Source organism: Bradyrhizobium canariense, assembly GCF_900105125.1.
Lineage (GTDB): Bacteria > Pseudomonadota > Alphaproteobacteria > Rhizobiales > Xanthobacteraceae > Bradyrhizobium > Bradyrhizobium canariense_A.
In genome coordinates this window covers 5,647,036-5,664,191 of the sequence record NZ_LT629750.1, presented here as the reverse complement: position 1 = coordinate 5,664,191, position 17,156 = coordinate 5,647,036, and the positions used below count along the sequence as shown (strand labels likewise).

Sequence of the window (17,156 nt, the reverse complement as noted above, 5' to 3'; positions counted from 1 at the left end):
GCTTGAGATTGCCGGTTCGCGCGACCGCGCGCCCCGGAATGACGTTCTGTCGTTCTTTACGAATGCAGCCGGCGCCGGCGGCCGGTTGGAGCAGGCGCGGCGCCGTGGGTCTCGCTGAACAACTCGGCGAGTTTTTCAGTGATGGCGCCGCCGAGTTCTTCGGCATCGACGATGGTGACCGCGCGGCGATAGTAGCGCGTGACATCGTGACCGATACCGATCGCGATCAGTTCGACCGGCGAGCGGGTCTCGATCTCCTCGATGATATGGCGCAGATGCCGCTCCAGATAATTGCCGGCATTGACCGACAGCGTGGAGTCATCAACCGGCGCGCCGTCGGAGATCATCATCAGGATCTTGCGTTGCTCGGAGCGCCCGAGCAGCCGCTTGTGCGCCCAATCCAGCGCCTCGCCGTCGATGTTCTCCTTGAGCAGGCCCTCGCGCATCATCAACCCGAGATTCTTGCGCGCCCGCCGCCATGGCGCATCGGCGGACTTGTAGATGATATGGCGAAGATCGTTGAGGCGTCCGGGATTGGCCGGCTTGCCGGCCGCAAGCCACGCCTCGCGCGACTGACCGCCCTTCCAGGCCCGCGTCGTGAAGCCGAGAATCTCGACCTTGACGCCGCAACGCTCCAGCGTCCGCGCCAGAATATCCGCGCACGTCGCCGCCACCGTAATGGGCCGCCCGCGCATCGAGCCGGAATTGTCGAGCAGCAGCGTCACCACGGTATCGCGGAACGTCGCTTCCTTCTCGTTCATGAACGACAGCGGATGATAGGGATCGGTCACGACGCGCGACAGCCGCGCCGGATCGAGCATGCCTTCCTCGAGATCGAACTCCCAGGCACGGTTCTGCTGCGCCATCAGGCGGCGTTGCAAACGGTTCGCCAGCCGCGCGACGATGCCCTGCAAATGCGCGAGCTGTTTGTCGAGGTAGCTGCGCAACCGTTCCAGCTCATCGTGATCGCAAAGATCCTCGGCCGCAATCACCTCGTCGAATTTCGGTGCGAAGGCGTGATATTCCGGCCCGCGCGGTTCGTTGGCGCCGCGCGAGTTCGGCCGCGTCGCTTCTCCCGGCGTTTCGTCGTCGCCGAGCTCGCCATCGTCGAAGGTATCGCTGGTGGAGGCTTGCGCGCTCTCCATCGCACTTTCGGACATTTCGTCGGTCGTCGCCTGCGCCTGGTCAGCGCTCATCTCCTGTGCCGCGTCGCTGTCGGGCGAGCCTTCCGCGCCGGACTGATCGTTTTCGCCGTCGCGGTTTTCGTCCTGGTTGTCGTCCTCGTCGGCTTCCGCGTTGCGGTCGTCGCCGAGATCGAGCGCGGACAACAGATCATGCACGACATCGCCGAATTTCGCCTGATCTTCGGTGACGCGGCTCAATTGATCGAGACGCGGGCCGATCTTGTCTTCCAGGAAGGGCCGCCAGAGATCGACCATCTTGCGCGCCGCCACCGGCGGTGCGAGCCCGGTCAGACGCTCGCGCACCAGCATCGCCAGCGCGTCGGACAGCGGCGCATCGGCGCGATCGGTGATCTCGTCGAACTTGCCGCGATGGAAATGATCGTCAAGCATAGCGGTGAGATTTTTGGCAACGCCGGCCATCCGCCGCGAGCCGATCGCTTCCACCCGCGCCTGCTCCACCGCCTCGAACACACCGCGGGCCTGCGGATTGCCCGGCATCAGCTTGCGGTGCACTTTCGGGTCATGGCAGGCGAGCTTCAGCGCGATCGAATCGGCGTGGCCGCGCACAATCGCCGCATCGCGCTTGGTCATCTTGCGCGCCGGCTCAGGCAGCCGCGCCTTGCCCGGCGCCAGGCCGGGCCGCTCGGCGGCGAACGTCACTTCGAGCTCGGGGGCTTTTGCGATCGCGCGCAGACAGGAAGTGACCGCGCGCTTGAACGGCTCGGTCGGGGCTTCCTTTGCTCCGGTACGGAATTTGGTGTTGGACGTCGTCATCGAAATTTCACCGCGGTCGTCCCGGCAAAAGCCGGGACCCATGGCCACCGGCCATTGTTGGGTTAAGAGAAACTATCCGTGTCGCTCAATCGAGAAATTCCGCGGTATGGGTCCCGGCTTTCGCCGGGACGACGACAAGGTGGAACACTCTATGAAAGCGCCACGTTCACTGACGACTCCGCCAGCTCGACATTGAAGCAGCGCTGATAGAACTCCGCGACCAGCGGCCGTTCCAGCTCGTCGCACTTGTTGAGAAAGGTGACGCGGAAGGCAAAGCCGATGTCGCCGAAAATATCGGCATTCTCCGCCCAGGTGATCACCGTGCGCGGGCTCATCACCGTCGACAGATCGCCGTTGGCGAAAGCATTACGGGTGAGATCGGCGAGCCGCACCATCTTGTTGACGATGTCGCGTCCCTCCTGGGTGCGATAGTGATGCGCTTTCGCCAGCACGATCTCGACTTCCTCGTCATGGGCGAGATAGTTCAGCGTGGTGACGATCGACCAGCGGTCCATCTGGCCCTGGTTGATCTGCTGGGTGCCGTGATAGAGGCCGGAGGTGTCGCCGAGACCGACCGTATTGGCGGTCGAGAACAGCCGGAACGCCGGATGCGGCTTGATCACCTTGTTCTGATCGAGCAGCGTCAGGCGGCCGGACACTTCCAGCACGCGCTGGATCACGAACATCACGTCGGGACGGCCGGCGTCATATTCGTCGAACACCAGCGCGATATTGTGCTGCAGTGCCCAGGGCAGGATGCCGTCGCGAAATTCGGTGACCTGCTTGCCGTCCCTGATGACGATCGAGTCCTTGCCGACCAGATCGATACGGCTGATGTGGCTGTCGAGGTTGACGCGCACGCACGGCCAGTTCAGCCGCGCCGCGACCTGCTCGATGTGCGTCGATTTACCGGTGCCATGATAGCCCGTGACCATGACACGGCGGTTCTTCGAAAAACCGGCGAGGATCGCAAGCGTCGTGGCGCGATCGAAGCGGTAGTCCGAATCGATGTCCGGCACATGCGGGTCGACTTCGGAATAGGCCGGCACCTCGAGATCGCTATCGATCCCGAATACCTGCCGAACCGACACCTTCATGTCAGGCAAGCCGGTGATTTCTGGCGATTTGGTCATGGCGGCGGTGGTCATCAGTCCTCCGGGGTCTCGGGCGATCCCGAAACCAGATTTGCGGTGTGGCTGCGGATGGGTGCTGTCCGGAACCTAGCAGAGAGCAACGGCGGGCAGAAGCCCAGGGGCCAATCAAAGTTCCGTTGCTATATCATCAAGATAGGGGCTAGACGCGGTTTTTGGAAGGCTGCCCTGCGATTCCCGCCGTACTTTCGCCGGGACATCGCCACCCCGGTCACCTAGCAGGGCCGGCGGCACTTTCCAGCCCGGATGCGAGTTATGTTAGGCCTGCCGAATCGGGCAGCCGGGCCAACACAGGAATCTTGTGACTTCATTCATCGATCCACTGGTTGAATTCGTCTCGGCGCATGCGTGGCTGGCCTATCTCACGCTGTTTCTGGCGGCATTGCTGGAAGCCGTTCCGATCGTCGGCTCGGTGGTCCCGGGTTCGACCATTATCCTGGCGCTGAGCGCGCTGGTGCCCGGCGGCGAATTGCGGATCGAGTGGGTGCTGGCGGCAGCCATCGCCGGGGCGGTGTTCGGCGACGGCAGCGCGTTCTGGATCGGACACCGCAGCCAGCGTGAAATCCTCAGCACCTGGCCGATGGCGAACTACCCGAAAGTGGTCGCACAGAGCGAGGCGTTCTTTCATCGCTGGGGCGCGTGGGCTGTGTTCTTTGCGCGCTTCATTCCGCCGATTCGCGCCTTCGTACCGATCACGGCCGGCGCGCTGGATATGCCGCCGATGCGCTTTTACGCCGTCAACATCCCGGCGATCCTGCTGTGGGCGCCGGCGCATGTGCTGCCGGGGGTGCTTGCCGTTTCAGCGTTGCACGAATATGCGGGCCTGCCGCATCACGAGGGGGTCGGCAAGCATCTATGGATGGTGACGGTGACGGGCGGCGCGCTGATTGTCGCGCTCGCGGTCTGGACTGTGCGCCGCCGTCACGGCGGCGGCATAATCGAGCCGGTAACCAGACCGATGCTCCGGCGCCCTCGGAGTCCACGCCAGGACCTGTAACTCAAGCGTTTGTTTTGGCAAAAAACGTCGGCTGGCCGGCTCGCGTCGGCGCTAGCTCGCGCCGCGGACCACGGTCTTGAGATAATTATACGCCTTGATGATTTCGATCAGGCGATCCTCGGTAGAGCGATCGCCGCCATTGGCGTCGGGATGGTGCTGCTTCACCAGCGCCTTGTACTTGGCCTTGACGTCTTCCAGTGTCGCTTCCGCGCCGAGCCCCATCACCTGCAACGCCTTGCGCTCGGCGTTAAAAATCTTGCGCGTCTCGGCTTTGGCCTCGGTGCCCGCGCCGGGACCCGGCCGCCAGCGGCCGCGGCCGTTCAGTTCGCTGAACATATGGAACGGATCGGACGCGCCTTCGAGATCAGCCTCGGGACCGCCCTTGCCCTTTTTGGAGCTGGTATTGGCGCCCATCTTCCAGGTCGGACGATGGCCGGTCAGCGCATCCTTCTGGTAGCGTGCGACGGCATCGGCATTCATGCCCTGGAAGAAATTATAGGACTGATTGTATTCGCGAACATGGTTGAGGCAGAAGTGCCAGTATTCCTTGTCGTTGGCACGGCCCTTGGGCGCGCGGTGCGGCCCCTTGTTCTTGCAGTCGGGCCATTCGCACATGACAGCTTCTTCGCGTGCCTGCGCCTGCTGCTTCGCGCTCAGCTTGTTGGGCTTGATGCGAATGGAATCGAAGAATTTTGAGGAATCAATCGGCATGGCTGACTATGACAACGCAATGCGAAAGGCTTCAAGTCTTGACATTGCGAATACCTCACTCCTGACACGCCATTGACGAATTGCGATCGCGGACGTAATGCCCCGGTGATGAGCAACGATCAACCCGTCAGGCAGGCTATCACGAACAAGTTGCGCGAAACTTTCGCGCCGGAGAGCCTCGACGTCATCGACGAGTCACATCTGCATGAAGGCCACGCCGGCCACAGGCCGGGCGGCGAGACGCATTTTCGGGTATATATTGTGTCGCCCGCGTTCGAAGGGAAGAGCCGGATCGAACGCCACCGCATGATTAATGCGGCGCTGGCGGCGGAACTTGCAGGCTCCGTGCACGCGCTGGCGATCAAGGCGCAGGCGCCGGGCGAAAAAGTCGGCTGAGATATCAGCTCAAAACGAGGTGCCGGCCCGTTTCGGCTTCTTCTCCTCGAGCTCGGCCTCGCGCGGCACCGCGACGATTCGTAGCGCCGTGATGCGGTTGCGCTCGCGGCGCAGGACGCGAAAGCGGAAACCGTGGAAGGTGAAGCTCTGACCCCGTTCCGGGATCGAACGGGCCTCGTGAATCACGAGACCGGCGACGGTGGTCGCCTCTTCGTCCGGTAGATTCCAGTCCATCGCGCGGTTGAGATCGCGGATCGGCACCGAGCCATCGACCACCACGGAGCCGTCGGGCTGGGCGCGAACGCCCGCCACCACCACGTCCTGCTCGTCGGAAATATCGCCGACGATCTCTTCCAGGATGTCTTCCAGCGTCACGATGCCTTCGACTTCGCCATATTCGTCGACGACCAGCGCGAAATGGGTCTTGCGGCGGCGGAACGCCTTGAGCTGTTCGGATACGGAACGCATCTCCGGCACGAACCACGGCGGCAGCGCGATCGTCGAGACGTCGATCTTCGCGGTGTCGCCTTCGGCGTTGCGGATCGCGCGCAGCAGATCCTTGGCGTGCAGCACGCCGATGATGTTTTCAGGTTTCTCGCGCCACAGCGGAATTCGGGTGTATTCGCTGGCCAGCACCTCGCGCACCAGCTCTTCCGGCGGCAGATCGGCATTGATCATCACCATTTCGGTGCGATGAACCATCACGTCGGAGACCTGGAGTTCGCGCAGGTCCAATAGCCCGCCGAACATATCGCGATCCTGCTTTTCGACCTTGCCTTCGTGATGCAAAAGATCGACCGCGCCGCGCAGCCGCTCGGTCGGCGACAAGATCGGCTGGTTGGCACCGATCCTGATACCCAGCGCCCTCATCAGCATGCGGACGATCGCCTCGATCACGGTCAGCAGCGGCCCCAGCAGATACACCATCAGCTTCATCGGGCGCGCAACCAGGAGCGACACCCGGTCCGGCGCATTGATGGCAATGGTCTTCGGCAGCACCTCGGCGAAGATCACGACCAGCACCGTCATCACGCCGGTGGCGTAGAGCACGCCGACCTCGCCGAACCACGCCGTGAAGATTCCGGTCGCCAGCACCGAGGCGCCGATATTGGCAATGTTGTTGCCGAGCAGCAGCGCGCCAATCATCCGCTCACGCATCGCGAACAGGCTCGAAACCACATCGGCATCGTGATTGCCCTGTTTCGACAGCCGCAGCATGCTGGCACGCGACGCGCCGGTCAGCGCAGTCTCGCTTGCCGAAAAGAACGCCGAGATCAACAGACAGGCAAGAACGATGGAGAATGTAAACCAGTCCATGACGTGATCTTCACTTCATCCAGGTCTTGAGTGAGTTTAAGTCTTGAGTGAATTTAAGTCTTGAGTGAATTTAAGTCTCGGGTGCATTAAGTCTTGAGGACATCTAAGTCTTGTGTGCGAGCTTGCGCGTCAGAAAATCACGAACCAGCGACGGCTGGATGTCAGGGGCGATCACGGCGCGTCCGATCGCCTCGAGCAGGATGAAGGTCAGTTTCCCGCGCTTGACCTTCTTGTCCTGCGCCATCAGCGCCAACAGCGCGTCGGCGTCCGGCAGCCCTTCCTGGGCAAATCCGGCAATGTCCTGCAAATGGGTTGGCAGACCCACGGCGGCAAGATGACGTTTGATGCGGTCCACATCGGATGATCCGATCATTCCAAGCTGCGCGGAGAACTCGGCCGCCAGCACCATGCCGACGGAAACACCCTCGCCATGGAACAGGCGGTCGGAAAAGCCGGTCGCCGTCTCCAGCGCGTGGCCGAACGTATGGCCGAGATTAAGCAGCGCACGTTCGCCGGTCTCGCGCTCGTCGCGGGCCACAATCGCGGCCTTGGCGCGGCACGAGGTGGCGATCGCATGCTCGCGCGCAGCGCCGCCGGCAAACATGTCGGCGTGGTTGGCCTCCAGCCAGCCGAAAAACGCTTCATCGCCGAGCACGCCATATTTGGCGACTTCGGCATAGCCGGCACGGAACTGACGCGGCGACAAGGTATCGAGCACGGCGGTATCCGCCACCACCAGCACCGGCTGGTGAAATGCGCCGAGCAGATTCTTGCCGCGCGGCGAATTGATTCCGGTCTTGCCGCCGACCGAAGAATCGACTTGCGCCAAAAGCGAGGTCGGCACCTGTACGAAATCGACGCCGCGACGCAGGATCGCCGCCGCGAAACCGGCGAGGTCGCCGACCACGCCGCCGCCGAGCGCGATCACCAGATCGTTGCGCTCGATCTTTGCTGCGATCAGCGCTTCACTGACCAGTTCGAGGCCGGCATAGGTCTTGGAGCCTTCGCCTTCCTCGACGATGACGGCCGATGTCGCAATGCCGGCTTCCGACAGCGAGGCTTGGGTCTTCTCGAGCCAGTATTTTGCCACCGTTCGGTCGGTGACGATGGCTGTGCGCACGCCGGGCCGCAACGCTGCGACACGCATGCCCAGCGATTGCAGCACGTCGCGGCCGATGACGATGTCATAGGCGCGCTCACCAAGCGCGACCTCGAGGGTGATGGAAGCGGAATGTTTCAGCGGCGCGGTCATCGAGTGGCGTCCAATGTATCTGATGGTGTTGCTTTCGCGTCATCGCGCGAAAGCCAGGCGTGCAGGGCATCGATGCACTCATCGACGATTTTTTCGTGCGGCACGTCGCGCGACCAGATCGTGAGATCGGCTTGCTGATAGAACGGCTCGCGCTCCCCGATCAGCCGCTCGATGGTCGCAGCCGGATCCGGGGTCTTGAGTAGCGGCCGGTCGGCGCGGCGCTTCACCCGGCGCATGATGACGTCGCCATCCGCCTTGAGCCAGATCGAGACCGCCTGCCGGCGAACCCGGTCGCGGGTCTCATCGCGCAGGAATGCACCGCCGCCGGTGGCGAGCACACCGGCCCCGCTATCGAGCAGCCGGGCGATCACCCGCGCCTCGCCATCCCTGAAATGCGGCTCGCCATGGGCTTCGAAAATGTCCGGAATCGACATGCCGGCGGCTGCCTCGATCTCGGTATCGGCGTCGAGAAACGGCAGCCGCAGCCGTGCCGCGAGCCGCCGTCCGATGGTGGATTTGCCGGCCCCCATCATGCCCACCAGCACGACCGAGCGTGTTCCCAGCGCCGCGATAATCTCGGCCTCCTGGGAAGTGCTGGCAGTTGCCGGTAAGGCGGTCTCAGGCATCAAGGCTCTTTATGTTGCGGATTTGCCGCGTTCCCTGCCACCTATACTACCCCCGCCGATACCGTTGCCAGAGTCTCTTGCAAGGGAGGGGGGAACATGTTGGTAGTCACCCCGCAGCTAACCCGATGATTCCGTGATCAATCTGCCGCCTGAGGCTCGCTGATGCCCAGCCTGTTCCGCTTCCTGACGGTCGTCGCTGTAATTTGCGGGATTGTCTACGGGGTGATTTTCGCGCTCGCCAATTTCGTTAACCCGAAGCCGCGGGAAATGACCGTCACCATCCCGCCCGACAAGTTTCTCAAGAAATAGCGACTAGGTTGGGATCGAGGATGCCGGCGAGACCTCGCTTTTAGGGAGGGGGAAGCGCGCATCCTCCTTGGGAAGGCAGCGACAACGATGGGTTCCACGACCTCCGATGCCAAACTGATCGGCCTGTTCATCGACATGCTCGCCGCCGAACAGGGCGCCGGCGCCAACACGCTCGATGCCTATCGCCGCGATCTCACCGACTTTTCGGATTTCCTCGGCCGCAGCGGCCAGAGCTTTGCCGAGGCCGAAACCCAGGCGCTGCGGGACTACCTCGCCGACCTCGATACGCGCGGTTTCAAGTCGTCGAGCGTGGCGCGCCGGCTCTCGGCGATGCGGCATCTGTTTCGCTTCCTGCTCAACGAACGGATCCGCAGCGACGATCCCGCGGCGATCCTGTCCGGCCCAAAACGCGGCCGCGGCCTGCCGAAAGTGCTGTCGATCGCAGACGTCGATCGCCTGCTGGTGCGCGCAAAGCAGCTTGCCGATGCGCCGGTGTCCGCATCGCAACGGCTTCGCGCCATGCGATTATATTGCCTGCTGGAAGTGCTGTACGCCACCGGCCTGCGGGTGTCGGAACTGGTCGCGCTGCCGCTCTCGGCGTCGCGCCGCGATGCCAGCATGATCGTGGTGCGCGGCAAGGGCAACAAGGAGCGGCTGGTGCCGCTGAACGAGGCTTCGCGACAAGCGATGGCCGATTACCTCGCGGCGATGGAAGCGCTCGAGCCGGAAAAGAAAAAAGAAGGTTCGGCGTCAAAGCAAGGCTTAGCTTCAAAGCAAGGCTTGGCCTCGAAATGGCTGTTTCCCTCGTTCGGCGAGAGCGGACATCTGACGCGTCAGCATTTCGCGCGCGACCTGAAGGAACTGGCGGCGGCCGCCGGCCTCGCCCCGCGGCTGGTCAGCCCGCATGTGCTGCGCCATGCATTCGCAAGCCATCTGCTGCACAACGGCGCGGATCTGCGCATCGTGCAGACGCTGCTTGGTCATACCGATATCTCGACCACCCAGATCTACACCCATGTGGTCGAGGAGCGCCTGAAAAGCCTGGTGCGTGATCTGCATCCGCTGGCCGAGAAGTAACTTCGCACAGGGGCGCTTGACTTCGGCGCCTTCTGCCGTGAAAGAGCCATTTCCTGCCCGCGACCTGCTTTCGCGAGCTTGCCGCAAAACTGGTCTGATCCCACGTCGAAATCCACTCTAAATAATTGAAGATGCTCGATTTCTTCATGTCACCCGAAGCCGCTTCGCGTCACATCGCGTTCGCCCTTATATTGCTTTGATGCCGGATCCCATGCGCAGCTACCTCGATTTTGAAAAGCCCGTCGCGGAACTCGACTCCAAGGTCGATGAACTGCGCGCGCTGGCGGCGACCGGCAGCGACATCAGCGAAGAGATTTCGCGCATAGAAGACAAGGCGGCGCTGGCGCTGAGCGACCTCTACGCCAATCTGACGCCGTGGCAGAAAACCCTGGTCGCGCGCCATCCGCAGCGGCCCCATCTGACCGATTTTATCGGCGCGCTGATCACCGAGTTCACGCCGCTCGCGGGCGACCGCAAGTTCGGCGAGGACGAAGCGCTGATCGGCGGGTTCGGCCGCTTCCGCGGCGAGAGCATTTGCGTGCTTGGCCAGGAAAAGGGCGCCAGCACCGAATCCCGCATCAAACATAATTTTGGCATGGCGCGTCCCGAGGGCTACCGCAAGGCGGTCCGCCTGATGGAGATGGCCGATCGATTCGGCATTCCCGTGTTGTCGATCGTCGACTCCGCCGGCGCCTATCCCGGCATCGGCGCGGAGGAACGCGGACAGGCCGAGGCGATCGCGCGTTCCACTGACGCCTGTTTGTCGCTCGGCGTGGCCAATGTCGCCATCATCACCGGCGAGGGCATGTCGGGCGGCGCCATCGCCATCACCACCGCCAACCGCGTGCTGATGTTCGAGCATGCCATCTACAGCGTGATTTCGCCGGAGGCGGCGTCCTCTATCCTGTGGCGCGACGGAACCAAGGCCCAGGAAGCGGCGACCAGCATGAAGATCACGGCGCAGGACATGCTGCGGTTTGGCGTGATCGATTCCATCCTGAAAGAGCCTTCAGGGGGCGCCCATCGCGACCCGCATACCATGATCGCGGCCACCGGCGACGCCATTGCCCAGGCGTTCAACGATTTCCGCCACCTTTCGAGCGATGCGATCCGCCAGCAGCGGCGCCAGAAATTCCTCGAAATCGGCCGGAAACTGGGCTGAGCGGCATAACGGCTTGTTCATGCCGCTTCCCTGCGCCGATTGCCCCTGTGGTTTTTCCGAAAATCAGGGATTTTGGCCGTAATTAGGCCCCGCCCCCGGTATTTAACCTCTGTTGACCATGCTCGGCATGGAACCTGCCATGACGGTCCCGCTGGCTTGCGAGCCGGGGACCCAAAGGGTACTATTTTAGTCAATGGCTTCAGGGCACGGACACGATAATCGGGGTGTGAATTTGCCCGTTGGGTGTGGAGCTTTCCATTGATTTATCGCTCGCTGGTTCGCGCGCTCGTCACATCGGCCGTGCTTGCGGCCGGTGCGCTGTTGGCCGGCTGCAACAGCGACGAAGTCTCGCTCGCCAATAACGCCAAGGCCAACCAGCCTGTCTCTCCGAAACTCATCGCCGCGATGGCGGAAAAGGACATGGATCTGCAATCGCCGATCCTGGTCCGGCTGTTCAAGGAAGAGGCCGAGCTCGAGGTCTGGAAGCAGGACCGCTCCGGTCACTTCGCGCTGCTGAAGACCTATCCGATTTGCCGCTGGTCGGGCGACCTCGGACCCAAGGTCCGCGAAGGCGACCGTCAGGCGCCGGAGGGCTTCTATTCCATCTCGCCCGCGCAGATGAACCCGCAATCGGCCTATTATCTTTCGTTCAACACCGGCTTCCCCAACGCGTTCGACAGGGCGCTGGGACGCACCGGCTCGGAACTGATGGTGCATGGCGACTGCTCATCGCGCGGCTGCTACGCGATGACCGACGAACAGATTGCGGAAATCTATTCGCTGGGACGGGAATCGTTCTTCGGCGGCCAGCGCGCGTTCCAGTTCCAGGCCTATCCGTTCCACCTGACGCCGGTGAATCTGGCCAAGCATCGCAACAATCCGAACATGCCGTTCTGGCGAATGATCAAGGAAGGCAATGATCATTTCGAAGTAACAAAGCAGGAGCCGAAGGTGGATTTCTGCGAGAAGAAATACGTGTTCGATGCCGCCAAGCCGCCGAATGCGACCAAGGATCCGGTGTTCGAGGCATCGGCCAAATGCCCGGCCTATGTGATCCCGGATGATATCGCCCAAGCGGTGCGCCAGAAGCAGGAGCAGGACGACGCCGAAATGGCAAAGCTCGTTGCCAAGGGAACGCCGGTCGCACGAATGAATACCGGCATTGATGGCGGAATGAACAAGGTGTTCGCCGCCAAGATACCCGACGGCAATACCGGGCTTTCGGATGGCGGAACGGGACAGGATCTGTCGCTGCTGGCGATGGCCCGCGCACCCGGCACCATTCCCCAGACCGTCAATCCACCGCATCTGCCGAACCTGTCGCAACCGGACCAGCCGCCGGCTGTCGCAGCCGCGACGACCACGCCGGCGACGACCAACACGAAGGTGGCGACGGCGGATGGACAGTCCGATGGATTCTTTGGAAGTCTCGCCCGCAAGGTCGGCTTCGGCACGGCCGCCGCCGATACCACGGCGACAACGACTGCCCCCGCTGCTCCGGCGAAACCAAAAGTGATCGAGGCCAAGCGCCCTGGGCCGCTGCGTCTTGAGGCCAAGAAGCCCGAGACCAAACCCGAGACCAAGCAGGCCGCCACCAAGCCGCCACTCAAATCGTCGGTAACGGATACGCAGTCCACCGAGGCCGCCGCGCCTGCCCCGCAAAACGCGATGGTTGCCGGCGCGCAGCCGATCGTGCAGTCGAACTCGTTCGACAGCCGCTTCTCGGCGAAGTAAGTCCCCGCCGGTCGTCAAATAGCTGTCACGCCCGCGGGCGAACCCGCTTTGGCAAGCCAATAGCCGATTGATGATATCGGCGCACAAGCAAGCACCGTTCATGCATAGAGGCAGGGCGAGTAAAGGCGCTCTTCGCGCCGCGCCCACCATCGCCGGGAACCGTGGGGTCAAATGTTAAGAGAGGTGGGCACGCTTTGCTTTGCCCACCCTACTCTGGTGCATGGCTTGATCGCCTAAGTCAGCGACGCCGACTGTTCAGGCATAACGGCCGTGGCAGTGTTTGTACTTCTTGCCGGAACCGCAGGGACAATCCTCGTTGCGGCCGATTTTGCCCCAGGTTGCCGGATTCTTGGGATCGCGGTCCGCGGTAGCCGCCGGCACCAGCGAGGCGCTGGCAAACGCCATTTCGTCCTCCCCGGTATTCGGATCGAGTTTGTGGGCTTCCATCGTCGGCAGTTCCGGCTGCTGCTCTTCCGGCGGCACGATCTCGACGCGCATCAGTTGCGCCGTCACCGCCTCGCGCAAATGCGCGATCATCGCCTCGAACAGGCCGAACGCTTCCGACTTGTATTCCTGCAACGGATCACGCTGGCCGTAGCCGCGCAGCCCGATCACCTGACGCAAATGATCGAGCATCACCAGATGCTCGCGCCAGAGATGATCCAGCGTCTGCAGCAGGATCGTCTTCTCGACATAACGCATCACGTCGGGGCCCCATTGCCCTACCTTGGCCGCCATGTGCTCGTCGACGCGCTGCTCGATGCGCGACAGCAATTCCTCGTCGGCGATGCCCTCTTCCTTGGCCCATTCATCGACCGGCAGATCGATGTCGAGGACGCGCTTCAATTCTTCCTTCAGGCCCGCGACGTCCCACTGCTCGGCATAGGCATGTTCGGGCACGTGCTTGGTGACGACGTCCTCGACAAAGGCGTGGCGCATGTCCGCAACCGTCTCGGCGACGCTGTTGTCCTGCATCAGGTCGACGCGCTGGTCGAATATCACCTTGCGCTGATCGTTCTGGACGTCATCGAACTTCAGCAGATTCTTGCGGATGTCGAAGTTGCGGGCTTCGACCTTCTGCTGCGCCTTCTCCAGCGCCTTGTTGATCCAGGGATGGATGATGGCTTCGCCTTCCTTGAGGCCGAGCCGCGTCAGCATGGTATCGAGCCGGTCGGAGCCGAAGATCCGCATCAGATCGTCTTCCAGCGACAGGAAGAATTTCGAGCGTCCGGGGTCGCCCTGGCGTCCCGAACGGCCGCGCAACTGGTTGTCGATGCGCCGCGATTCATGGCGTTCGGAGCCGATGATGTAGAGACCGCCTGGCCGGGTCACGGTTTTCGCGGGCTTTGTGCCCTTCGCGGGCTCGACCTCGATGAGGTCTTCCGCTTTCAGCACGATGTTACGGAAACGCTCGATATCGGCCTTGATGCGCTCGATCTTGGCGGCCTTCTCGGCCTCGTCGGTAATCCCGGTGGTCTCCTGCAGGATCCGCATGTCGAGCGAGCCGCCGAGCTTGATGTCGGTACCGCGGCCGGCCATGTTGGTCGCGATCGTGATCGCGCCGGGCACGCCGGCTTCGGCCACGATATAGGCTTCCTGCTCGTGGAAGCGCGCATTGAGCACCGCGAACAGCTTGGCGGGTTTGCCCGCGCGCGCCGCGGCGTAGAGCTTTTCCATCCCGGATTCACTGCCGAAATCGATCTGCTTGTAGCCGTTCTTTTTCAGATATTCGGCCAGCACCTCGGACTTTTCGATCGAGGCGGTGCCGACCAGCACCGGCTGCAGCCGCGAATTGGCCCGCTCGATCTCGGCCATGATCGCCGCGTGCTTTTCGTCCTGCGTGCGGTAAACCTCGTCGTCCTCGTCGAGGCGCGCCACCGGCAGGTTGGTCGGGATTTCCACGACCTCGAGCTTGTAGATGTCGAACAATTCGTCGGCTTCGGTCAACGCGGTGCCGGTCATGCCGGCGAGCTTCTCGTACATCCGGAAATAGTTCTGGAAGGTGATCGAGGCCAGTGTCTGGTTTTCCGGCTGAACCTGCACGTGCTCCTTGGCTTCCAGCGCCTGGTGCAGGCCCTCGGAATAGCGGCGGCCCTGCATCATGCGGCCGGTGAACTCGTCGATGATGATGACCTCGCCATCGCGGACGATGTAGTCCTTGTCGCGCTGGAACAGCGAGTGCGCGCGCAATGCCTGATTGATGTGGTGAACCACCGAGACGTTCTCGACGTCATACAGTGAATCGCCCTTGAGCTGGCCGGCGTCGCGCAGCAGCGTTTCGATCTTCTCCATGCCGGCTTCGGTCAGCGTCACCGTGCGCTGCTTCTCGTCGACGTCGTAATCGGTCTTGTCGAGCTTCGGGAAGAAGGTGTCGATGGTGTTGTAGAATTCCGAACGGTCATCGAGCGGGCCGGAGATGATCAGCGGCGTCCGCGCCTCGTCGATCAGGATTGAGTCGACTTCGTCGACGATGGCGTAGAAGTGACTGCGCTGGACCATGTCTTCCAGGCGATACTTCATGTTGTCGCGCAGATAGTCGAAGCCGTATTCGTTGTTGGTGCCGTAGGTGATGTCGCAGGCATAGGCCGCCTTGCGCTCGCTATCGTCGAGGCCGTGGACGATCACCCCGGTGGTAAGGCCGAGGAAGCCATAGATCTGTCCCATCCAGGCAGAGTCGCGCCGGGCCAGGTAGTCGTTGACGGTGACGACGTGGACACCCTTGCCGGCCAGCGCGTTCAGATACACCGCAAGCGTTGCGACCAGCGTCTTGCCTTCGCCGGTCTTCATCTCGGCGATATCGCCTTCATGCAGCACGATGCCGCCGATCAGCTGCACGTCGAAATGCCGCTGGCCGAGCGTGCGCTTGGCCGCCTCCCGCACGGTGGCGAAAGCCGGCACCAGGATGTCGTCAAGCGCCTTGCCGTCCGCAAGCTCCTTGCGGAATTCGACGGTGCGCGCTTTCAGCGCCTCATCCGACAGCGCCGCGACTTCCGGCTCGAGCGCGTTGATGGCATTGACGCGGGCTTGATAGCCCTTGATCCGCCGGTCATTGGAGGAACCGAAAAACTTGCGGGCGAGGGCGCCGATCATGACAAATTCCTGTCTGTGCGGTTCGGCGTTACAGCCATAACTGGTCCTCGGGGCACCTATCAACTCATCGTGACGCATCGCGGCGCCGGCCCCGATCCGGCAGCACCCGCCAAATGAGTGGGAATTCAGTAATCCAAGGTTCAACGGCCAAAAGCGCAGCCAATAAACACTATCGCCATCGACCCCGGTTTCGGAGAGATATGGCTGGGTCCGGGCCTTGTCAACAACGCCAAGCTGTCAAGGAATTCATCATTTTGACAGACTTTTCGCGTTGCCAAGGCGGTGCGATTGGGCGAGTGTCCCGCCGCCCCAAAACAGCCCCATAAGGATTTTCCATGACCACTTCGTTCCCGGAAACGAAAACCGGCCCGCGCCTTGGCCTTGCCTCCGCCGCCGTGGCGGGCTGTCTCGCGATGGTTCTGTTCGCAGGCTCCCCGGTACGCGCCGACGACGCTAATCCGGTGCTGGCCAAGGTCAACGGCTCCGAGATCCACCAGAGCGACATGGCGATCGCCGAGGAGGAGCTGGGGCCGAGCCTCGAGAAGATGGATCCGGCGACCAAGCAGGAAAACCTGCTGGCGTTCCTGATCGACATGAAGCTCGTCGCCAAGGCGGCCGAGGACAAGAAGGTCGAGGATAGCGAGGAGTTCAAGAAGCGGCTCGCCTTCGCGCGCAGCCGGCTTCTGATGGACAGCCTGCTGGCCAATGAAGGCAAGGCTGCGACCACCGACGAGGCCATGAAGAAAGTCTATGAGGACGCCGCCAAGCAGATCACCGGCGAGCAGGAAGTCCGTGCCCGTCATATTCTGGTCGAGACCGAGGACGAGGCCAAGGAGGTCGAAAAAGAGCTCAAGGCCGGCGCCGATTTCGCCGAACTCGCCAAGAAGAAGTCCAAGGATCCCGGCGCGTCCGATGGCGGCGACCTCGGTTTCTTCACCAAGGACCAGATGGTTCCGGAATTCTCCGCCGTCGCCTTCTCGCTGGAGCCCGGCAAGATCTCCGACCCCGTGAAGTCGCAGTTCGGCTGGCACGTCATCAAGGTCGAGGAAAAGCGCAACCGCAAGGCGCCCGATTTCGACCAGGTCAAGGGCCAGATCGAGACCTATGTGACGCGCAAGGCGCAGGCCGATTACGTGGCGAAGCTGCGTGAATCAGCCAAGATCGAGCGCATGGACCAGGCCGCCAACACCCCTGCGACGCCAGACGCCAAGCCGGATGCTGCCAAGACGGATACCAAGAGCCCCGACGCGGCGAAAGACTCCAAGATGGCGCCGGCGAAGAAGTAAATCGACTTCGCCATCGCAGTTCAGTAGTTTGACGTGATGCCCGGCCCTAAAGCGCGTCTTCGTGCCAGAGGTGCCGGGCATCCACGTCTT

14 protein-coding genes are annotated in these 17,156 nt (G+C 62.4%); 7 read left to right on the top strand and 7 right to left on the bottom strand.

What is annotated here, in order from left to right:
• Nucleotides 1–56: 56 nt before the first annotated feature.
• A complete protein-coding gene (cobT, locus tag BLV09_RS26870) occupies nucleotides 57–1,958 on the bottom strand; it encodes a cobaltochelatase subunit CobT (RefSeq protein ID WP_146689557.1) in 1,902 nt (633 codons plus the stop codon).
• A 149-nt stretch (nucleotides 1,959–2,107) separates the two neighbouring features.
• Nucleotides 2,108–3,106, bottom strand: coding sequence for a cobaltochelatase subunit CobS (gene cobS, locus BLV09_RS26865; protein WP_100385254.1), 999 nt, complete (start codon nucleotides 3,104–3,106; stop codon nucleotides 2,108–2,110).
• Between the two features lie 304 nt (nucleotides 3,107–3,410).
• On the opposite strand from cobS, the gene BLV09_RS26860 reads away from it, so the two are divergent.
• Nucleotides 3,411–4,106, top strand: a complete 696-nt coding sequence (locus tag BLV09_RS26860; protein ID WP_146689556.1) for a DedA family protein — start codon at nucleotides 3,411–3,413, stop codon at nucleotides 4,104–4,106.
• A 51-nt stretch (nucleotides 4,107–4,157) separates the two neighbouring features.
• Here BLV09_RS26860 and BLV09_RS26855 read toward each other — a convergent pair whose 3' ends face one another.
• Nucleotides 4,158–4,817 carry a J domain-containing protein gene (locus BLV09_RS26855; protein WP_146689555.1) on the bottom strand — a complete coding sequence of 220 codons (660 nt, stop codon included), beginning with the start codon at nucleotides 4,815–4,817 and terminating at the stop codon, nucleotides 4,158–4,160.
• 108 nt (nucleotides 4,818–4,925) lie between these two features.
• Here BLV09_RS26855 and BLV09_RS26850 point away from each other — a divergent pair, with 108 nt between their 5' ends.
• Nucleotides 4,926–5,213, top strand: coding sequence for a BolA family protein (locus BLV09_RS26850; protein ID WP_146689554.1), 288 nt, complete (start codon nucleotides 4,926–4,928; stop codon nucleotides 5,211–5,213).
• Between the two features lie 9 nt (nucleotides 5,214–5,222).
• On the opposite strand, the gene BLV09_RS26845 is transcribed toward BLV09_RS26850, so the two are convergent.
• The 3 genes from BLV09_RS26845 to BLV09_RS26835 form a co-directional block, all read right to left on the bottom strand.
• A complete protein-coding gene (locus tag BLV09_RS26845) occupies nucleotides 5,223–6,530 on the bottom strand; it encodes an HlyC/CorC family transporter (protein WP_146689553.1) in 1,308 nt (435 codons plus the stop codon).
• Nucleotides 6,531–6,633: 103 nt separating this feature from the next.
• Nucleotides 6,634–7,782: a 3-dehydroquinate synthase gene (gene aroB, locus BLV09_RS26840; protein WP_146689552.1), complete on the bottom strand. Its 1,149-nt coding sequence runs from the start codon at nucleotides 7,780–7,782 to the stop codon at nucleotides 6,634–6,636.
• Nucleotides 7,779–8,408 (bottom strand): shikimate kinase, encoded by a 630-nt coding sequence (locus BLV09_RS26835; RefSeq protein ID WP_100385248.1) that lies wholly within the window; start codon nucleotides 8,406–8,408, stop codon nucleotides 7,779–7,781. Before BLV09_RS26835 ends, aroB begins: the two co-directional genes overlap by 4 nt.
• A gap of 162 nt (nucleotides 8,409–8,570) precedes the next feature.
• Between BLV09_RS26835 and BLV09_RS26830 the strand changes: the two genes are divergently transcribed.
• From BLV09_RS26830 to BLV09_RS26815, 4 genes are all read left to right on the top strand, one after another.
• A complete protein-coding gene (locus BLV09_RS26830) occupies nucleotides 8,571–8,717 on the top strand; it encodes a histidine kinase (protein WP_146689551.1) in 147 nt (48 codons plus the stop codon).
• 87 nt (nucleotides 8,718–8,804) lie between these two features.
• Nucleotides 8,805–9,794, top strand: coding sequence for a site-specific tyrosine recombinase XerD (gene xerD / locus BLV09_RS26825; protein WP_146689550.1), 990 nt, complete (start codon nucleotides 8,805–8,807; stop codon nucleotides 9,792–9,794).
• A gap of 199 nt (nucleotides 9,795–9,993) precedes the next feature.
• Entirely contained in the window at nucleotides 9,994–10,956 is a 963-nt protein-coding gene (locus BLV09_RS26820; protein ID WP_146689549.1) for an acetyl-CoA carboxylase carboxyltransferase subunit alpha, read from the top strand.
• Nucleotides 10,957–11,214: 258 nt separating this feature from the next.
• The gene (locus BLV09_RS26815) at nucleotides 11,215–12,690 is read left to right on the top strand and encodes a L,D-transpeptidase family protein (RefSeq protein WP_146689548.1); all 1,476 of its coding nucleotides are present in this window, start codon (nucleotides 11,215–11,217) and stop codon (nucleotides 12,688–12,690) included.
• A gap of 255 nt (nucleotides 12,691–12,945) precedes the next feature.
• Here BLV09_RS26815 and secA read toward each other — a convergent pair whose 3' ends face one another.
• Complete coding sequence (gene secA / locus BLV09_RS26810) at nucleotides 12,946–15,780, bottom strand: preprotein translocase subunit SecA (RefSeq protein ID WP_146689547.1); 2,835 nt, start codon at nucleotides 15,778–15,780, stop codon at nucleotides 12,946–12,948.
• Nucleotides 15,781–16,115: 335 nt separating this feature from the next.
• On the opposite strand from secA, the gene BLV09_RS26805 reads away from it, so the two are divergent.
• A complete protein-coding gene (locus BLV09_RS26805) occupies nucleotides 16,116–17,066 on the top strand; it encodes a peptidylprolyl isomerase (protein WP_146689546.1) in 951 nt (316 codons plus the stop codon).
• Nucleotides 17,067–17,156: the final 90 nt, after the last annotated feature.

What these genes read in the sequence shown, in the direction of transcription:
- cobT (WP_146689557.1), bottom strand. Translation starts at nt 1,958, where the DNA reads ATGACGACGTCCAACACCAAATTCCGTACCGGAGCAAAGGAAGCCCCG.
- cobS (WP_100385254.1), bottom strand. Translation starts at nt 3,106, where the DNA reads ATGACCACCGCCGCCATGACCAAATCGCCAGAAATCACCGGCTTGCCT.
- BLV09_RS26855 (WP_146689555.1), bottom strand. Translation starts at nt 4,817, where the DNA reads ATGCCGATTGATTCCTCAAAATTCTTCGATTCCATTCGCATCAAGCCC.
- BLV09_RS26850 (WP_146689554.1), top strand. Translation starts at nt 4,926, where the DNA reads ATGAGCAACGATCAACCCGTCAGGCAGGCTATCACGAACAAGTTGCGC.
- BLV09_RS26845 (WP_146689553.1), bottom strand. Translation starts at nt 6,530, where the DNA reads ATGGACTGGTTTACATTCTCCATCGTTCTTGCCTGTCTGTTGATCTCG.
- aroB (WP_146689552.1), bottom strand. Translation starts at nt 7,782, where the DNA reads ATGACCGCGCCGCTGAAACATTCCGCTTCCATCACCCTCGAGGTCGCG.
- BLV09_RS26835 (WP_100385248.1), bottom strand. Translation starts at nt 8,408, where the DNA reads ATGCCTGAGACCGCCTTACCGGCAACTGCCAGCACTTCCCAGGAGGCC.
- BLV09_RS26830 (WP_146689551.1), top strand. Translation starts at nt 8,571, where the DNA reads ATGCCCAGCCTGTTCCGCTTCCTGACGGTCGTCGCTGTAATTTGCGGG.
- xerD (WP_146689550.1), top strand. Translation starts at nt 8,805, where the DNA reads ATGGGTTCCACGACCTCCGATGCCAAACTGATCGGCCTGTTCATCGAC.
- BLV09_RS26820 (WP_146689549.1), top strand. Translation starts at nt 9,994, where the DNA reads ATGCCGGATCCCATGCGCAGCTACCTCGATTTTGAAAAGCCCGTCGCG.
- secA (WP_146689547.1), bottom strand. Translation starts at nt 15,780, where the DNA reads ATGATCGGCGCCCTCGCCCGCAAGTTTTTCGGTTCCTCCAATGACCGG.
- BLV09_RS26805 (WP_146689546.1), top strand. Translation starts at nt 16,116, where the DNA reads ATGACCACTTCGTTCCCGGAAACGAAAACCGGCCCGCGCCTTGGCCTT.